Consider the following 16149-nt stretch of genomic DNA (forward strand, 5'->3'; position numbering starts at 1 on the left):
GGCGTGGCTGCGCACGGACGGCAACGCAAATTCAAGCAACATCGACTTCCTCGAAGGACAGGGCCGAACCGCAGCGCACCAGGGTAGCGCCGGCCTGTCGAGGTGGCCTCCTTCATTGCACGGGCAGCAACCGGTGAAAATTCACCATTCGGCCGCGCCCGGGCCGTGCAGGTCAGAGGCTGAAGTCGTAGTCGATCACCAGCGGCGCATGGTCGGAAAAGCGCTGCGCCAGGTAAATGTGCTCGCGTCGGGCGGCCGCAGCCACGCCGGGCGTGGCCAGGTGGTAGTCCAGCCGCCAGCCCACGTTCTTGGCCCAGGCCTGGCCGCGGTTGCTCCACCAGGTGTATTGCTCGGCCTGGGTGTTGAGCGTGCGAAACACGTCCACCAGGCCGGCCTCGTCGAGCAGCCGGGTCATCCAGGCGCGCTCCTCGGGCAAGAAGCCGCTGTTCTTCTGGTTGCTGCGCCAGTTCTTGAGGTCGATTTCCTTGTGGGCGATGTTGATGTCGCCCATCAGGATGAATTCGCGCTCTGACTTCAGCCGCACCAGATGCAGGTACATCTTGGCCAGGAAGCGGAACTTGGCGGCCTGCCGTTCCTCGCCGCTGCTGCCGCTGGGAAAGTAGCAGCTGATCAGGCTGAGCTTGCGGCCGCCCACGTCGTAGCGCGCCTCCACGTAGCGGCCCTCGGCGTCGAATTCGTCGGGGTCGAAACCCAGGATCACGTCGGTGGGCGGCTTGCGCGAGTACAGGCCCACGCCCGAGTAACCCTTCTTCTCGGCATAGTGGAAATGGCCGGCCATGCCGTCCAGGGTGTCGAAGCGTCCGCCCACGGTGTCCGCCTGGGCCTTGACTTCCTGCACCCCCATACAATCTGCCGCCGTTTCTGCGGCCCATGCCTCGAAACCCTTGGTCGCCGCCGACCGGATGCCGTTCAGATTGAGGGTGACGAGCCGAAACATACCTTCAGGACCTTCCTTCATGAGCACCCACGAACACACCGACCCGCTGGCCCAAGAGTTCGTCGAGTTCTCGGTGAAGGCCGGTGTGCTTCGCTTTGGCGAGTTCAAGACCAAAGCGGGGCGGCTGTCGCCCTATTTCTTCAACGCCGGCTTGTTCGATGACGGCGCCAAGCTGGGCCGCCTGGCGGAATTCTATGCACGCCGGCTGCTGGCCTCGGGTCTGCAGTTCGACATGCTGTTCGGCCCCGCCTACAAGGGCATCACGCTGGCCGCCGCGGTGAGCGTGGAGCTGGCACGCCTGGGCCACAACAAGCCCTTTGCCTACAACCGGAAAGAAGCCAAAGACCATGGCGAAGGCGGCACGCTGGTCGGCGCGCCGGTGCGTGGCCGCGTTCTCATCATCGACGACGTCATTTCCGCAGGCACCTCGGTGCGCGAGTCCATCACCATGATCGAAGCCGCCGGCGGCCAGCCGGTGGGCGTGGCGCTGGCACTGGACCGCCAGGAAAAGGCCACCGAAAACGGCGCCGACGTGCCGTGGTCGGCGGTACAGGACGTCACCAGGCGTTTCAACTTGAGCGTGGTGTCAATTGCGACACTGCATGATCTGCTGGACTATCTGGCGACGACCAGCGACGCCGCCCTGGCGGCACACGGAGACAGCGTGGCCGGCTACCGGGCGCGTTACGGGATTTGAATGCAACGAACGAGACACCGGCTGGCGACCGCACGATGGCTGAGTACCGCCCTGGCGATGACCCTGACCTGTGCCACCGCCGCTGCGCAGCCCCAAAGCCCGGCGTCTTCGTCCGCGGGCATCTACACCTGCACCACGCCTGACGGCCGGCGCTTCACGTCCGACCGCCCGATCCCGGCCTGCAACGGGCAGGAGCAGCGGGTGCTCAACAGCGATGGCTCGCTGCAACGCATCCACCCGCCGTCGCTGACGCCCGAAGAGCGCGCGCTGCGCGAAGCGGCCGAGCGCCGCGCGCAGGCCGAACGTACCGCGCAGCTCGACGCGGTGCGTCGCGACCGCAACCTGCTCAACCGCTACCCCGACGAAGCGGCCCACCGCAAGGCGCGCGAAGCGGCGCTGGACACGGTGCGCCTGGCCATCCGCGCCACCGACCAGCGCCTGAAGCGCCTGGCCGAAGAGCGCAAGCCGCTGCTGTCGGAAGCGGAGTTCTACCGCGACCGCACGCTGCCTGCGCTGCTGAAGCAGCAGCTGGACGCCAACGAGGCCGCGGCAGAAGCCCAGCGAACCGCCGCCCAGACGCAGGCCGCCGAGCTGGACCGCATCAACCGCAACTACGACCTGGAACTGAACCGCCTGCGCCGGCTGTGGGCCGGCGCGCCGGCCGGCTCGCTGGGCGGAGTGCCCACGCTGCCGGCCAGCGACACCCGCTGACCGCGACACCCGGCGCCGGCGTCAGGAACTGAGCTTCTTCTTCAGCAGCTCGGTGGCCTGGGCGGGATTGGCCTTGCCCTTGCTGGCCTTCATCACCTGGCCGACCAGCGCGTTGAAGGCCTTGTCCTTGCCGGCGCGGAACTCGTCCACCGACTTGGGGTTGGCGGCCAGTACCTCGGCGACGATGGCTTCCAGCGCGCCGGTGTCGTTCAGCTGCTTCAGGCCCTTGGCCTCGATCACCGCGTCGACGTCGGTCTCACCGGCCCACAGCGCCTCGAACACCTGGCGGGCACCGCTGTTCGACACCGTGCCATCGGTGATGCGGCCGATCAAGCGCGCCAGCGTGGCGGCCGGCACCGGGCAGTCGTCGATGGTCTTGCCTTCGGCATTGAGCCGGCGCGAGACCTCGCCCATCAGCCAGTTGGCCACCAGCTTCGGTTGCTGGCACGCATCCCGCGCGGTCTCGTAGAACCGGGCCAGCGCCAGGCTCTGCGTCATCATCGTCGCGTCGTAGGCGGGCAGGCCGTCGGCGGTCTGGAAGCGCTCGGCCATCTTGGCCGGCAGCTCGGGCATCTCGCCCTTCACCCGTTCCACCCACTCGGGCGCGATCACCAGCGGCGGCAGGTCGGGGTCGGGGAAGTAGCGGTAGTCGTGCGCGTCTTCCTTGGTGCGCATCGACCGCGTTTCGCCGGTGTCGGGGTTGAACAGCACCGTCGCCTGCACGATGGGCAGGCCGTCCTCGATCTGGTCGATCTGCCACTGCACCTCGAAGTCGATCGCCTGCTGCAGGAAGCGGAAGCTGTTGAGGTTCTTGATCTCGCGCCGCGTGCCGAAGGGCTGGCCCGGCCGCCGCACCGAGACGTTGGCGTCGCAGCGGAAGCTGCCTTCTTGCATGTTGCCGTCGCAGATGCCCAGCCAGGTGACCAGGCCGTGCAGCGTGCGCGCGTACTCCACAGCCTCAGCCGACGAGCGCATCTCGGGCTCGGAGACGATTTCCAGCAGCGGCGTGCCCGCGCGGTTGAGGTCGATGCCGGTCTGGCCGTGGTAGTCCTCGTGCAGCGACTTGCCGGCGTCTTCTTCCAGGTGGGCGCGGGTCAGGTGCACCGTCTTGCGCTGCTCACCGACGAAGAAGCTGATCTGCCCGCCCTGGACCACCGGTATCTCGTACTGGCTGATCTGGTAGCCCTTGGGCAGGTCGGGGTAGAAGTAGTTCTTGCGCGCGAAGATGGACAGCGGCGCCACCTTGGCGCCCACGGCCAGGCCGAAGCGGATGGCCCGCTCGACCGCGCCGCGGTTCATCACCGGCAGCGTGCCGGGCAGCGCCAGGTCGACGGCGCAGGCCTGGGTGTTGGGCGCGGCGCCGAACTGCGTGCTGGCGCCGCTGAAGATCTTGCTCTGGGTGGAAAGCTGCGCGTGCGTCTCCAGGCCGATGACGACCTCGTAGCCGCGGATCAGGGATGCTGTGGACATGGGGTGGCCCGGTTTCAGAAGCCCGCCGGCGCGCGGGTGTGCCAATCGGTGGCCTGCTGGAAGGCGTGGGCCGCCTGCAGCAAGGTGCCTTCGGCGAAGTAGTTGCCGATGAGCTGCAGGCCCACCGGCATGCCACCCGCGCCCGTGCCGGCCGGCACGCTCATGCCGGGCAGGCCGGCCAGGCTGGCGGGCAGCGTGAAGATGTCGGCCAGGTAGGCGGCCACCGGGTCGTTGCCCTGCTCGCCCAGGTGCCAGGCCACGCTGGGCGCCACCGGGCCGGCGATCACGTCGCAGTCGCGGAAGCTGGCCTGGAAGTCGTCGGCGATCATGCGGCGCAGCTTCTGCGCCTGCAGGTAGTAGGCGTCGTAGTAGCCATGGCTCAGCACATAGGTGCCGATCATGATCCGCCGCTGCACCTCGGGGCCGAAGCCTTCGGCCCGGCTCTTCTTGTACATGTCCAGCAGATCGGCGTACTTGTCGGCCCGATGGCCGAACTTGACGCCGTCGAAGCGGCTCAGGTTCGAGCTGGCCTCGGCCGGGGCGATGATGTAGTACACCGGGATGGACAGCTCGGTGCGCGGCAGGCTCACGTCCACCAGCGTGGCGCCCAGCTTTTCCAGCTCGGCCAGCGCGGCGCGCACGGTGCCCTCCACGTCGGCGGCCAGCGCCTGCGGGAAGAACTCCTGGGGCAGGCCCACGCGCAGGCCCTTCAGCGGCTGGGCGGCGGTGGCACCGGCGCGCGGCGCCCGCATCTGCGCATGGAAGTCCTGCGGCGGGCGCTCGGCGCTGGTGGCGTCGCGGGGGTCGAAGCCGCTCATCGCCGACAGCAGCAGCGCGCAGTCTTCGGCGCTGCGGGCCAGCGGGCCGGCCTGGTCCAGGCTGGAGGCGAAGGCGATCATCCCGTAGCGCGAGCACACGCCGTAGGTGGGCTTGATGCCGGTGACGCCCGAAAAGCTGGCCGGCTGGCGGATGGAGCCGCCGGTGTCGGTGCCGGTGGCGGCCGGCAGCAGGCGCGCGGCCACCGCGGCGGCCGAGCCACCCGACGACCCGCCGGGCACGCGCGTGGTGTCCCAGGGGTTGCGGGCCGGGCCGTAGGCCGAGTTCTCGTTGGCCGAGCCCATCGCGAACTCGTCGCAGTTGAGCTTGCCCAGGCTTACCATGCCGGCACCGGTGACGCCATCGGCGCCCCGGCCCAGGCGCGCCACCACGGTGGCGTCGAACGGGCTGCGGTAGCCGGCCAGCATCTTCGAGCCGGCGGTGGTGGGCGCATCGGCGGTGACGAACACGTCCTTGTGCGCGATGGGCACGCCGGTGAGTGCATGGGCCTGGCCGGCGGCGCGGCGCTCGTCGGCGGCGCGGGCCTGGGCCAGCGCGTTGTCGGCGTCCAGGTGCAGGAAGCTGCCCAGGCTCTCATGGGCCTGCGCGCGGGCCAAGAAGGCCTGTGTCAGCTCGACGCTGGAGACTTCACCGGCCGCCAGTGCGGCCGACAGCGCGGCCACGCCACGGGTGTGCAGATCAACGCCGCTCATTCGATCACCTTGGGCACGAGGAAGAGGCCGTCCTGCACGGCGGGCGCGCTGCGCTGGTTGGCCTCGCGGTCCTCGGCTTCGGTCACGGCGTCTTCGCGCAGCCGCAGCTGCACCGCCTGCACAGCGGACAGCGGCGTGTACAGCGGCTCGATGCCGCTGGTGTCCACGGCGCTCATGCGTTCGACGATGCCGAAGAAACCGTTGAGCTGGTCCAGCAGCTCGGAACGGGCTTCGGGCTTGAGTTCCAGGCGCGCCAGATGCGCGATCCGGCTCACGTCCTCGGGGGTCAGGGCCATCGGTCGGGGCTTGTCGGGGTTGTCGCCGGGCGGGTAAAGCTGGCTGCGAAACGCAGTGCCAAACCACCAGAAGGCGGGGGTTGATGGGGTATTATCGCCCGTTCCCCACAAGGCCTACGGCCCGTCAGACGTGTTTGCCCCGCGCAGGCACGCCAGCTGGCCGTACCCGGGCGCACCGGGTGCCGGGCCGCTTGTGACGGGGCCAGACTTTCCCGTGCCGCCCTGCCCCGAGCGGGCCCGGCGCCACGACCTCCGAACGAACAACACTCCATCTTGATGCGCCAGCCGCTGCAGCGATGCGTCCCGGGCCCGGTGGTCCGGTCGATGCGCGCGACCGCTGAGTGCACACCCTTCCCCCCGCCATGTTCGAATCGTTTCGCCGCTACTTTTCCACCGATCTCGCCATCGACCTGGGCACCGCCAACACGCTGATCTATGTGCGCGGCAAGGGCATCGTCCTCGACGAGCCCTCGGTGGTCGCCATCCGCCATGAAGGCGGCCCCCACGGCAAGAAGACCATCCAGGCCGTCGGCGCCGAAGCCAAGGCCATGCTGGGCAAGGTGCCCGGCAACATAGAAGCCATCCGCCCGATGAAGGACGGCGTGATCGCCGACTTCACCGTCACCGAGCAGATGCTCAAGCAGTTCATCAAGATGGTGCATCCGCGCTCGGTGCTCAAGCCCAGCCCGAGGATCATCATCTGCGTGCCCTGCGGTTCCACCCAGGTCGAGCGCCGCGCCATCCGCGAAAGCGCGCTGGGCGCCGGGGCCTCCGAGGTGTACCTGATCGAAGAACCCATGGCCGCGGCCATCGGCGCCGGCCTGCCGGTGTCCGAGGCCTCGGGCTCCATGGTGGTGGACATCGGCGGCGGCACCACCGAGGTCGGCGTCGTGTCGCTGGGCGGCATGGTCTACAAGGGCTCGGTGCGGGTGGGCGGCGACAAGTTCGACGAAGCCATCATCAACTACATCCGCCGCAACTACGGCATGCTGATCGGCGAGCCCACCGCCGAAGCGATCAAGAAGAACATCGGCAGCGCCTTCCCCGGCTCCGAGGTCAAGGAGATCGAGGTCAAGGGCCGCAACCTCAGCGAAGGCGTGCCGCGCAGCTTCACCATCAGCAGCAACGAGATCCTCGAAGCGCTGACCGACCCGCTGAACAACATCGTCTCCAGCGTCAAGAACGCGCTGGAACAAACCCCGCCCGAGCTGGGCGCCGACATCGCCGAGCGCGGCATGATGCTGACCGGCGGCGGCGCGCTGCTGCGCGACCTGGACCGCCTGCTGGCCGAAGAAACCGGCCTGCCGGTGCTGGTGGCCGAGGACCCGCTGACCTGCGTGGTGCGCGGCTGCGGCATGGCCCTGGAGCGCATGGAGCGCCTGGGCAGCATCTTCACTTCGGAATAATCCGGGTCTTCTTCCACCGCGGGCCGGCGCGTGCAAGACGTGGCCGGCCTTTCGTCATCTGAGCCGCCGCCGAGCCCCGAGCCGACACCATGCAGCTGGGCACCCTAGACCGCACACCGCCGCCCTTCTTCCGGCAGGGCGTGTCCGCGCTCACCAAGCTGCTGTTCTTCGCGGCGCTGGCCGTTTTTCTGATGGTGGCCGACGGCCGCTTCCAGCTGGTGGTGGGCGCACGGGCGGTGCTGGCCACCGTGCTGCTGCCGGTGGAACGGGCGCTGATGGTGCCGCGCGAGATGCTGGCCGGTGGCCGCGACTACCTGCAGGGCATCGCCCAGGCGCGCGCGGCCGAGAACGCCGCCCGCATCGAGATGGTGCGCCAGGCCGAGCGGGTGTCGCAGGTGGCGCTGCTGGAGCGCGAGAACAAGCGCCTGCGTGCGTTGCTGGAACTGCGCCCGGCCGTGACCGTGCGCTCCACCCCGGCCGAGGTCATGTACGAGGCGGCCGACCCCTTCTCGCGCAAGGTGTTCATCGACCGCGGTGAGCGCCAGGGCATCGTGCTGGGCTCGCCGGTGATCAACGAAGGCGGCGTGATGGGCCAGGTGACGCGCCTGTATCCGCTGACGGCCGAGGTCACGCTGCTCACCGACAAGGACGCCGCCATTCCGGTGCTCAACACCCGCACCCAGCAGCGCAGCGCCGCCTTCGGCGGCCCCGGCGCCACGGTGGAACTGCGCTTCATGGCCGCCAACTCCGACGTGAAGGTGGGCGACGTGCTCACCACCTCGGGCGTGGACGGCGTGTACCCGGCCGGCCTGCCGGTGGCCACGGTGGCGGTGGTGGAGCGGCAGTCCGAAGCCGGCTTCGCGCGCATCGTGCTCAAGCCCGCGGCGGTGCTGGACGGCGTGCGCCATGTGATGGTGCTGGAGCCCCTGAGCGCCCAGCTGCCACCGCCCCCCGCGCCCGATCCGGCGCCCGCGGTCGATCCCCGGAGCAAGCGCAAGCCATGATCATGCCCCGCGGCTCGGACCAGCTGCTGCTGCCGGCCAACCCCTTCTTCGTCTGGTTCACGCTGCTGTTCGCGCTGGTGTTCAACCTGCTGCCGTTCGGCCGCGAACCCGCGGTGCCCGACCTGCTGGCCCTGGTGCTGGTGTTCTGGAACGTGCACCAGCCGCGCCGCGTGGGCGTGGGCGTGGCCTTCTTCTTCGGCCTGCTGATGGACGTGCACGAAGCCGCGCTGCTGGGCCAGCATGCGCTGGCCTACACGCTGCTGTCGTTCTTCGCCATCACCATCCACCGGCGGCTGCGCTGGTTCGGCCTGCCGGCGCAGGCGCTGCATGTGCTGCCGCTGTTCGCGGCGGCGCATCTGGTGTCCATCGTCGTGCGGCTGGCGGCCGGCGGCATGCTGCCGGGCTGGCCCATCCTGTGGGCGCCGGTGCTCGAATCGGCCTTGTGGCTGCCGGCGACATGGCTGCTGCTGGCGCCGCAGCGCCGCGCCCCCGATCCGGACGAGAATCGGCCGCTGTGACCGAGATCAAGAACCTCGAACGCGAGATCAGCCGCTTTCGCGGCCGGCTGGTGGCGGCTGGCTTGTTCGTGCTGCTGGGCTTCGGGCTCATCGCCACGCGCATGGTCTACCTGCAGATCTATCGGCACGAAGAGCTGGCCACGCGGGCCGAGGCCAACCGCATCGCGGTATTGCCCGTGGTGCCCAACCGCGGGCTCATCGTCGACCGCAACGGCGTGGTGCTGGCCACCAACTACTCGGCCTACACGCTGGAGATCACGCCGTCCAAGGCCGGCGACCTGGAAGCCACGATCGATGCGCTGTCGCACCTGGTCGAGATCCAGCAGCGTGACCGCCGCCGCTTCAAGCGGCTGATGGACGAGAGCAAGAGCTTCGAGTCGCTGCCCATCCGCACCAAGCTGACAGATGCCGAGGTGGCCCGCTTCATGGCGCAGCGCTTCCGCTTCCCGGGCGTGGACGTGCGGGCGCGGCTGTTCCGCAATTACCCGCTGGGCGACGTCGGCGCCCACGTCATCGGCTACATCGGCCGCATCAACCAGGCCGAGAAAAAGGCCATGGAAGACTGGGACGAAGACGTCCAGGCCAACTACCGTGGCACCGAGGTGATCGGCAAGCTGGGCGTCGAGCAGAGCTACGAGCGCGAGCTGCACGGCCAGACCGGCTTCGAAGAAGTGGAAACCAGTGCCGGCGGCCGCGCGGTGCGGCGCCTCAAGACCCACCCTTCCACGCCCGGCAACACGCTGGTGCTGTCGATCGACATCAAGCTGCAGGCGCTGGTCGAGCAGATGTTCGGCGACCGCCGCGGCGCGCTGGTGGCCATCGACCCGCGCAACGGCGAGGTGCTGGCCTTCGTCAGCAAGCCCACGTTCGACCCCAACCTGTTCGTCGACGGCATCGACTACGACAGCTGGAAGGAGCTGAACGAATCCATCGACCGCCCGCTGCTCAACCGCGCGCTGCGGGGCACCTACCCGCCGGGCTCCACGTTCAAGCCCTTCATGGCGCTGGCGGCGTTGAACACCGGCAAGCGCAGCCCCAGCCTGGTGATCCAGGACAACGGCAGCTTCGTGTTCGGCAATCACACCTTCCGCAGTCACGGCGACAAGGGCCTGGGGCCGGTGGACATGTACCGGTCCATCGTCAAGTCCAGCAACGTCTACTACTACTCGCTGGCCAACGAGATGGGCGTGGACCTGATGCATGAGCAGCTGTCGCCGCTGGGCTTCGGCCGTCGCACCGGCATCGACCTGGAAGCCGAAGGCACCGGCCTTCTGCCCTCCACCGCCTGGAAGAAAAAGGCCTACAAGCGGCCCGAGCAGCAGAAGTGGTTCTCCGGCGAGACCATCTCGCTGGGCATCGGCCAGGGCTACAACAACTTCACCATGCTGCAGGTGGCCAGCGCCACCGCCACGCTGGTGGCCGGCGGCCAGCGCTTCGAGCCGCGGCTGGTGCGCGAGGTCGAGAACGTGGTCACCCACGAAAAGCGCCGCGTCTCGGGCCAGCCGCTGGCCCCGCTGCCCTACAAGCCCGAGCACATTGCGCTGGTGCTGCGCGCGCTGCATGGCGTGACGCAGGAAGGCACCTCCACCCCGGTGTTTGCCGGCGCGCCCTACAAGACCGGCGGCAAGACCGGCACCGCGCAGGCCGTGGGCGTGCGGGCCAACGAGAAGTACAACGCCGCCAAGCTCAGCGAATACCAGCGCGACCACTCGGTGTACATGGCCTTCGCGCCGCTCGAGAACCCCACCATCGCGCTGGCGGTGATCGTCGAGAACGCCGGCTGGGGCGCCGCCGCGGCCGCGCCCATCGCGCGCCGGGTGTTCGACTACAGCCTGCTGGGCCTGTGGCCCAGCGACGAGGACATGGCCGCCACCCAGCAGGGCAAGTCGGTGGCGCCCATGGGCACGCCGCGCCGCGCGTCCGACGTGCCGCTGCCGGGCGGCCTGGCGATGGCGGGCCTGCCGGGCATCGCGCTGGACGTGGGCAGCGAGCGCGGTGCGCCGTCGCCCATGCCCTCGGTGCCCGAAGGGCCGGTCGCGCCGGCGCCGGTGCCGGCCTCGGGCCCGCAACAACTGGCACAGGCGGCGGTGGCCGCACAACGGGGGGCCCGATGAGCGCGGTGATCGAACGCCCCTCGCTGTGGCTGCGGCTGCGGCCGCTGTTCGTGGGCTACGACTACTGGCTGATCGTGGCCATCCTGCTGCTGGCGGGCGCGGGCCTGGTCACCATGTATTCGGCCGGCTTCGACCACGGCACCCGCTTCGTGGACCATGGCCGCAACATGATGCTGGGCGTGGCCGTGCTGCTGCTGGTGGCGCAGGTGCCGCCGCAGCGCCTGATGATGCTGGCGGTGCCCGTCTACACCGTGGGCGTGGCACTGCTGGTGGCCACCGCGGTGTTCGGCATCACCAAGAAGGGCGCCACCCGCTGGCTGGACGTGGGCATCGTGGTGCAGCCCAGCGAGATCCTGAAGATTGGCATGCCGCTGATGATGGCCTGGTGGTTCCAGAAGCGTGAAGGCCAGCTGCGCGCGCTGGACTTCGCGGTCGGCGGGCTCATCCTGGCCATTCCGGTGGGGCTGGTGATGAAGCAGCCCGACCTGGGCACGGCCATCCTCATCCTGTCGGGCGGGCTGTACGTGATGTTCTTTGCCGGGCTGAGCTGGAAGCTCATCCTGCCGGTGCTGCTGGTGGGGGCTGCGGCGGTCACCGCGCTGGTGCTGTCGGAAGACGCCATCTGCCAGCCCGACGTGGTGTGGCCGGTGCTGCGCGAGTACCAGAAGCACCGGGTGTGCACGCTGCTGGACCCCACGCAGGACCCGCTGGGCAAGGGCTTCCACATCATCCAGGGGATGATCGCCATCGGCTCGGGCGGCATCCATGGCAAGGGCTTCATGAACGGCACCCAGACCCACCTGGAGTTCATCCCCGAGCGCACCACCGACTTCATCTTCGCCGCCTTCAGCGAAGAGTTCGGTCTGGCCGGCGTGGCGGGTTTGCTGGTGGGATTCACCTTCCTGCTGTTCCGCGGCCTGATGATCGCGGCCGAAGCGCCCACCATGTTCGCCCGCCTGCTGGCTGGCGCGCTGTCGCTCAGCATCTTCACCTACTGCTTCGTGAACATGGGCATGGTCAGCGGCATCCTGCCGGTGGTGGGCGTGCCGCTGCCCTTCATCAGCTACGGCGGCACCGCCATGGTCACGATGGGGCTGGGGCTGGGCATGCTGATGTCCATCGCCAAGAGCCGGCGGTTGATGCAAAGCTAGCTGGAGCACCCGGCGCTCCTGCGGAGCGCCACCCTCCGAGAGGGTGCCGAGGCCGCTTGGGAGCGGCCCGGCGCTGGCCTCGGCCGGCCCCACTAAGGAGCCACGGGGAAGCGCACGGTGAAGCGGGTGCCCGGCGGCGTGCTGCGCGGGTGGGCGTCTTCCACCGCCACCACCGCGTTGTGCTGCAGCGCAATCTCGCGCACGATGGCCAGGCCCAGGCCGGAGCCATCCACGTTGGTGCCCAGCGCGCGGTAGAAGGCCTGGAACACCAGATCACGCTCGGCCTCGGGAATGCCGGGGCCGGTGTCTTCCACCTGCAGCACCACCACCTGGCCGAACGGATCGGCCACGACACGCACCGTCACCGCGCCGCCTGAAGGCGTGTACTGCAGCGCGTTGTCCACCAGGTTGCGCACCAGCTCGCGCACCAGAACCGGCTGGCCCTGGATGCGGGCCGACGGGCCGCCGGCGTGCGCGTCCGGCCCTTCGTAGCCGAGGTCGATGCGCTTTTCCAGCGCACGCGGCACGAAGTCGCGCACCGTCTCCACCGCCAGGCGCGGCAGGCTCACTTCCTGCGTCTTGCGCGCCTGTTCCTTGTCCTCGGCCCGGGCCATGGCCAGCAGCTGATTGACCATGTGCGCCGCCCGCTGGGTGGAGCGAGCGATCTGCTGCAGCGAGCGCTTGACCGAAGCCACGTCGCCGCCGCTGTCCAGCTCACGCTGGGCCAGCTCGGCCTGCATGCGCAGGCCGGCCAGCGGGGTTTTCAGCTGGTGGGCCGCATCGGCCAGGAAGTGCTTCTGCGCGCTGATCGACAGGTCCAGCCGCGCCAGCAGGTCGTTGATGGCGCGCACCAGCGGCGCCACCTCGTCGGGCGCATCGCGTTCTTCGATGGGCGACAGGTCATGGCTCTCACGTTCGCGGATGCGCCGCTGCAGCGCATTGAGGGGCGCCAGCCCGCGTGCCAGCGCCAGCCACACCAGCAGTACCGCCACGGGCAGGATGACGAACTGCGGCAGGATCACGCCGCGGAAGATCTCGGTGGCCAGGCGCGAGCGCTTGTCCAGCGTCGTGGCCACCTGCACCAGCGGCACGCTGTCCTTGGGCGCATTGGCATCGGACAGCCACATGTAGGCGATGCGCACCGGCTCGCTCAGCACCAGGTCGTCGCGAAAGCGCAGCTCGCCGGGGGCGGCGCGTTCTTCGTCGGGCACCGGCAGGTCGCGGTCGCCGGCCAGGAACTCGCCGCGCAGGCCCAGCACCTGGTAGAAGACCTGGTCGCTGTCGTCGCTGCGCAGGATCTCGGCCGCGGCCTCGGGGATCTTCACCTTGACCAGCGGCGCGACGAACTCGCTGCTCTCCACCGACACCCGGCGCGCGACCGTGCGCGCCAGTTCGCCCAGCTCGCGGTCGTAGGGCCGGTTGGCAATGCCTTGCGCCACCAGCCAGGTGAGCGCGACGCTGATCGGCCACAGCAGCAGCAGCGGCGCCAGCATCCAGTCGAGGATCTCGCCGAACAGCGAGCGCTGTTCGCGCAGGGAGCCGGGCATGCGGTCGATCGCCTCCGTCAGCCGGCGTGGCCGTCAGCCCGGGATCTTCTCGAGGCAGTAGCCCAGCCCGCGCACCGTGGCGATGCGCACCGGCCCCTGCTCGATCTTCTTGCGCAGGCGGTGGATGTATACCTCGATGGCGTTGTTGCTGACTTCTTCGCCCCATTCGCACAGGCGCTCGACCAGCTGGTCCTTGCTCACCAGCCGGCCGGCGCGCTGCAGCAGCACTTCCAGCAGCGACAACTCGCGCGCCGACAGGTCGACCATCTGGTCATTCAGGTAGGCCACGCGGCCGGTGGCGTCGAAGCTGAGCGGCCCGTGCTTGATGACGGTGGACGCCGACCCCAGCCCGCGGCGGGTGAGCGCCCTCACCCGTGCCTCCAGCTCGGCCAGCGAAAACGGCTTGGCCATGTAGTCGTCAGCGCCCAGGTCCAGGCCCTTGACGCGCTGCTCCACGCTGTCAGCCGCGGTGAGGATGAGCACCGGCACGCTGGAGCCACGGGCGCGCAGGCGGCGCAGCACCTCCAGCCCGTGCAGTTTGGGCAGCCCCAGGTCGAGGATGAGCAGGTCGAATTCGTGCGCGGCCAGCGCGGCGTCGGCTTCGCTGCCGCTGCCGACCTGATCGACCGCATAGCCCGTGTTGCGCAGCGAGCGGATCAAACCATCGGCCAGCACCTGATCGTCCTCGGCAATGAGAATGCGCACGGCTTTGTCTCCTGTATCACTCGATTCTAGGTATGCCATCTCCCGCCAACGGGGGCTTTATCAGTACTGTACGAATATCCAGCTTCGGGTATCATCGCGGCATTGCCCGGAGAACGCCATGGACGCACCCGTCAAAGCTCTGAACACTGAAAAAGCCAAAGCCCTGCAAGCCGCACTCGCCCAGATCGAGAAGCAATTCGGCAAGGGTTCCATCATGCGCCTGGGCGACGGCGAGGTGGTGGAAGACATCCAGGTCGTGTCCACCGGCTCCCTGGGCCTGGACATCGCGCTGGGCGTCGGCGGCCTGCCCCGCGGCCGCGTGGTCGAGATCTACGGCCCTGAATCCTCGGGCAAGACCACGCTCACGCTGCAGGTCATCGCCGAGATGCAAAAGCTCGGCGGCGTCTGCGCCTTCATCGACGCCGAACACGCGCTGGACGCGCAGTACGCGCAAAAGCTGGGCGTGAACCTGCAAGACCTGGTCATCTCCCAGCCTGACACCGGCGAACAGGCGCTCGAAATCGTCGATGCGCTGGTGCGCTCCGGCTCCATCGACCTCATCGTGGTCGACTCGGTGGCCGCGCTCACGCCCAAGGCCGAACTGGAAGGTGAAATGGGCGACTCGCTGCCCGGCCTGCAGGCCCGGCTGATGAGCCAGGCCCTGCGCAAACTCACCGGCACGATCAAGAAGACCAACACCATGGTCATCTTCATCAACCAGATCCGCATGAAGATCGGCGTGATGTTCGGCAACCCCGAAACCACCACCGGCGGCAATGCGCTGAAGTTCTACGCCTCCGTCCGCCTCGACATCCGCCGCACCGGCAGCATCAAGAAGGGCGAAGAAGTCATTGGCAGCGAAACCAAGGTCAAGGTCGTCAAGAACAAGGTCTCGCCTCCGTTCAAGACCGCCGAGTTCGACATCCTGTACGGTGAAGGCATCAGCCGCGAAGGCGAAATCATCGACATGGGCGTGGAGGCACGCATCCTCGACAAGTCCGGCGCCTGGTACGCCTACAACGGCGAAAAGATCGGCCAGGGCAAGGACAACGCGCGCGAGTTCCTGCGCGAAAACGCCGACGTCGCCGTCGAGATCGAGAACAAGGTGCGTGAGGCGTTGGGCATCCCCCTGCTGCCCGGCAAGGCTGACGGCGCAGCACCGGCCGCGGCAGCCTCCAAGTAAGCCGCAGCATGGCGGCAGCGCCCGCCCGGCTTTCCCTGAAAGCGCGGGCGCTCAAACTCCTGGCGCAGCGCGAGCACAGCCGGCTGGAACTTCGCCGCAAGCTGCTGCCGCATGCGCAGGCCTTTTGCCAGGCACGCGACGAGGCGCTGGAAGCGGCGCCAGCGGGTGTTCCGCCAGCCGCCGAGCCGCTGGACACGCCGAACCAGTGCCTGGACAAGCTGCTCGACTGGCTGCAGGCCCACCGCTACCTCAGCGAAGAGCGATTCGTCGAGTCCCGCCTGCATGCGCGGTCGGCGCGCTTCGGCAACAGCCGCATCAAGATGGAACTGGCGCAGCACGGCCTGGCGCTGGATGCCGAGCAGGCCGCCCAACTGCGCACCACCGAACTCGAACGCGCCCGCGCCTTGTGGCAGCGCCGTTTCGGCAGCCCCGCCACCGACCCGGCGGGCCGGGCCAAGCAGATGCGTTTCCTGGCCGGCCGGGGCTTTTCCGGTGAAACCATCCGGCGCGTGGTGCAGGGCCTGGACGAAGACGCCTGCGGGTAGCCGCAGTGTTGCTGCAGCGCAAGATGCTACATTCCCGCGGTTTCCTCGGTGCCTGCGCGCCGTGGGATGGCGGCCCCGGGCCGCAGACCTGCCCGCTGTCCATGGCCTCTCCGCTCCTCCTCGACCCCACCGCCCGTCTCCGGCCGCTGCATGCGCCGGGCCAGCGCGTGAGCCTGGGCGCGGCGCAGGCCGGCACCGCGGGCGGGCGTCAGCCCGCTGTCGGCAATTCGGCCGACAATCCGCCTTTCCCGCCCGTCGCGGCGCGCTGACCGCGGCCCCGTCCGCCCGCAGCGCACCGCTCTGTCCGCTTCCCCC

General features: G+C 69.0%; 16 protein-coding genes. 10 read left to right on the plus strand and 6 right to left on the minus strand.

Annotation, left to right across the window (positions count from 1 at the left end; all coding sequences use genetic code 11):
* Window positions 1-172: 172 nt before the first annotated feature.
* Window positions 173-958, minus strand: a complete 786-nt coding sequence (locus ABNT58_RS23380) for an exodeoxyribonuclease III (RefSeq protein WP_348755801.1) — start codon at window positions 956-958, stop codon at window positions 173-175.
* A 19-nt stretch (window positions 959-977) separates the two neighbouring features.
* On the opposite strand from ABNT58_RS23380, the gene pyrE reads away from it, so the two are divergent.
* On the plus strand, window positions 978-1655 hold the full coding sequence (gene pyrE, locus ABNT58_RS23385; RefSeq protein ID WP_348755802.1) for an orotate phosphoribosyltransferase: 678 nt from the start codon (window positions 978-980) through the stop codon (window positions 1653-1655).
* A 57-nt stretch (window positions 1656-1712) separates the two neighbouring features.
* Window positions 1713-2366: a DUF4124 domain-containing protein gene (locus ABNT58_RS23390; protein ID WP_348755803.1), complete on the plus strand. Its 654-nt coding sequence runs from the start codon at window positions 1713-1715 to the stop codon at window positions 2364-2366.
* 21 nt (window positions 2367-2387) lie between these two features.
* On the opposite strand, the gene gatB is transcribed toward ABNT58_RS23390, so the two are convergent.
* Genes gatB through gatC form a run of 3 tightly spaced genes read right to left on the minus strand, consistent with a single transcriptional unit; the run spans window position 2388 to window position 5661 of the window.
* Window positions 2388-3836: an Asp-tRNA(Asn)/Glu-tRNA(Gln) amidotransferase subunit GatB gene (gene gatB, locus ABNT58_RS23395; RefSeq protein WP_348755804.1), complete on the minus strand. Its 1449-nt coding sequence runs from the start codon at window positions 3834-3836 to the stop codon at window positions 2388-2390.
* Window positions 3837-3850: 14 nt separating this feature from the next.
* Entirely contained in the window at window positions 3851-5365 is a 1515-nt protein-coding gene (gene gatA / locus ABNT58_RS23400) for an Asp-tRNA(Asn)/Glu-tRNA(Gln) amidotransferase subunit GatA (RefSeq protein WP_348755805.1), read from the minus strand.
* Window positions 5362-5661 (minus strand): Asp-tRNA(Asn)/Glu-tRNA(Gln) amidotransferase subunit GatC, encoded by a 300-nt coding sequence (gene gatC, locus ABNT58_RS23405; protein WP_348755806.1) that lies wholly within the window; start codon window positions 5659-5661, stop codon window positions 5362-5364. The genes gatA and gatC overlap by 4 nt, the downstream gene beginning before the upstream one ends.
* Before the next feature lie 362 nt (window positions 5662-6023).
* Here gatC and ABNT58_RS23410 point away from each other — a divergent pair, with 362 nt between their 5' ends.
* The 5 genes from ABNT58_RS23410 (at window position 6024) to rodA (ending at window position 11854) form a co-directional block, all read left to right on the plus strand.
* The gene (locus tag ABNT58_RS23410) at window positions 6024-7067 is read left to right on the plus strand and encodes a rod shape-determining protein (RefSeq protein ID WP_046112886.1); all 1044 of its coding nucleotides are present in this window, start codon (window positions 6024-6026) and stop codon (window positions 7065-7067) included.
* 89 nt (window positions 7068-7156) lie between these two features.
* The gene (gene mreC / locus ABNT58_RS23415; protein WP_348755807.1) at window positions 7157-8071 is read left to right on the plus strand and encodes a rod shape-determining protein MreC; all 915 of its coding nucleotides are present in this window, start codon (window positions 7157-7159) and stop codon (window positions 8069-8071) included.
* Window positions 8068-8589, plus strand: coding sequence for a rod shape-determining protein MreD (gene mreD, locus ABNT58_RS23420; RefSeq protein WP_348755808.1), 522 nt, complete (start codon window positions 8068-8070; stop codon window positions 8587-8589). The genes mreC and mreD overlap by 4 nt, the downstream gene beginning before the upstream one ends.
* On the plus strand, window positions 8586-10703 hold the full coding sequence (mrdA, locus tag ABNT58_RS23425; RefSeq protein WP_348755809.1) for a penicillin-binding protein 2: 2118 nt from the start codon (window positions 8586-8588) through the stop codon (window positions 10701-10703). The genes mreD and mrdA overlap by 4 nt, the downstream gene beginning before the upstream one ends.
* The gene (gene rodA, locus ABNT58_RS23430) at window positions 10700-11854 is read left to right on the plus strand and encodes a rod shape-determining protein RodA (RefSeq protein ID WP_348755810.1); all 1155 of its coding nucleotides are present in this window, start codon (window positions 10700-10702) and stop codon (window positions 11852-11854) included. Before mrdA ends, rodA begins: the two co-directional genes overlap by 4 nt.
* A gap of 92 nt (window positions 11855-11946) precedes the next feature.
* Here the strand turns inward: rodA and ABNT58_RS23435 are convergent, their stop codons facing one another.
* The gene (locus ABNT58_RS23435; RefSeq protein ID WP_348755811.1) at window positions 11947-13401 is read right to left on the minus strand and encodes a sensor histidine kinase N-terminal domain-containing protein; all 1455 of its coding nucleotides are present in this window, start codon (window positions 13399-13401) and stop codon (window positions 11947-11949) included.
* A 33-nt stretch (window positions 13402-13434) separates the two neighbouring features.
* On the minus strand, window positions 13435-14106 hold the full coding sequence (locus ABNT58_RS23440) for a response regulator transcription factor (protein ID WP_348755812.1): 672 nt from the start codon (window positions 14104-14106) through the stop codon (window positions 13435-13437).
* 118 nt (window positions 14107-14224) lie between these two features.
* On the opposite strand from ABNT58_RS23440, the gene recA reads away from it, so the two are divergent.
* Genes recA through ABNT58_RS23455 form a run of 3 tightly spaced genes read left to right on the plus strand, consistent with a single transcriptional unit; the run spans window position 14225 to window position 16103 of the window.
* Complete coding sequence (gene recA, locus ABNT58_RS23445) at window positions 14225-15289, plus strand: recombinase RecA (RefSeq protein WP_348755813.1); 1065 nt, start codon at window positions 14225-14227, stop codon at window positions 15287-15289.
* Between the two features lie 8 nt (window positions 15290-15297).
* Window positions 15298-15834, plus strand: a complete 537-nt coding sequence (locus ABNT58_RS23450) for a RecX family transcriptional regulator (protein ID WP_348755814.1) — start codon at window positions 15298-15300, stop codon at window positions 15832-15834.
* An 8-nt stretch (window positions 15835-15842) separates the two neighbouring features.
* Window positions 15843-16103, plus strand: a complete 261-nt coding sequence (locus tag ABNT58_RS23455; protein WP_348755815.1) for a hypothetical protein — start codon at window positions 15843-15845, stop codon at window positions 16101-16103.
* The last annotated feature ends 46 nt before the right edge of the window (window positions 16104-16149 follow it).

It is taken from the genome of uncultured Aquincola sp. (genome assembly GCF_964001545.1).
GTDB lineage: Bacteria > Pseudomonadota > Gammaproteobacteria > Burkholderiales > Burkholderiaceae_C > Aquincola.

What these genes read in the sequence shown, in the direction of transcription:
- ABNT58_RS23450 (WP_348755814.1), top strand. Translation starts at nt 15,298, where the DNA reads ATGGCGGCAGCGCCCGCCCGGCTTTCCCTGAAAGCGCGGGCGCTCAAA.
- ABNT58_RS23435 (WP_348755811.1), bottom strand. Translation starts at nt 13,401, where the DNA reads ATGCCCGGCTCCCTGCGCGAACAGCGCTCGCTGTTCGGCGAGATCCTC.
- gatA (WP_348755805.1), bottom strand. Translation starts at nt 5,365, where the DNA reads ATGAGCGGCGTTGATCTGCACACCCGTGGCGTGGCCGCGCTGTCGGCC.
- mreC (WP_348755807.1), top strand. Translation starts at nt 7,157, where the DNA reads ATGCAGCTGGGCACCCTAGACCGCACACCGCCGCCCTTCTTCCGGCAG.
- mreD (WP_348755808.1), top strand. Translation starts at nt 8,068, where the DNA reads ATGATCATGCCCCGCGGCTCGGACCAGCTGCTGCTGCCGGCCAACCCC.
- gatB (WP_348755804.1), bottom strand. Translation starts at nt 3,836, where the DNA reads ATGTCCACAGCATCCCTGATCCGCGGCTACGAGGTCGTCATCGGCCTG.
- gatC (WP_348755806.1), bottom strand. Translation starts at nt 5,661, where the DNA reads ATGGCCCTGACCCCCGAGGACGTGAGCCGGATCGCGCATCTGGCGCGC.
- rodA (WP_348755810.1), top strand. Translation starts at nt 10,700, where the DNA reads ATGAGCGCGGTGATCGAACGCCCCTCGCTGTGGCTGCGGCTGCGGCCG.
- ABNT58_RS23390 (WP_348755803.1), top strand. Translation starts at nt 1,713, where the DNA reads ATGACCCTGACCTGTGCCACCGCCGCTGCGCAGCCCCAAAGCCCGGCG.
- recA (WP_348755813.1), top strand. Translation starts at nt 14,225, where the DNA reads ATGGACGCACCCGTCAAAGCTCTGAACACTGAAAAAGCCAAAGCCCTG.
- ABNT58_RS23380 (WP_348755801.1), bottom strand. Translation starts at nt 958, where the DNA reads ATGTTTCGGCTCGTCACCCTCAATCTGAACGGCATCCGGTCGGCGGCG.
- pyrE (WP_348755802.1), top strand. Translation starts at nt 978, where the DNA reads ATGAGCACCCACGAACACACCGACCCGCTGGCCCAAGAGTTCGTCGAG.
- ABNT58_RS23410 (WP_046112886.1), top strand. Translation starts at nt 6,024, where the DNA reads ATGTTCGAATCGTTTCGCCGCTACTTTTCCACCGATCTCGCCATCGAC.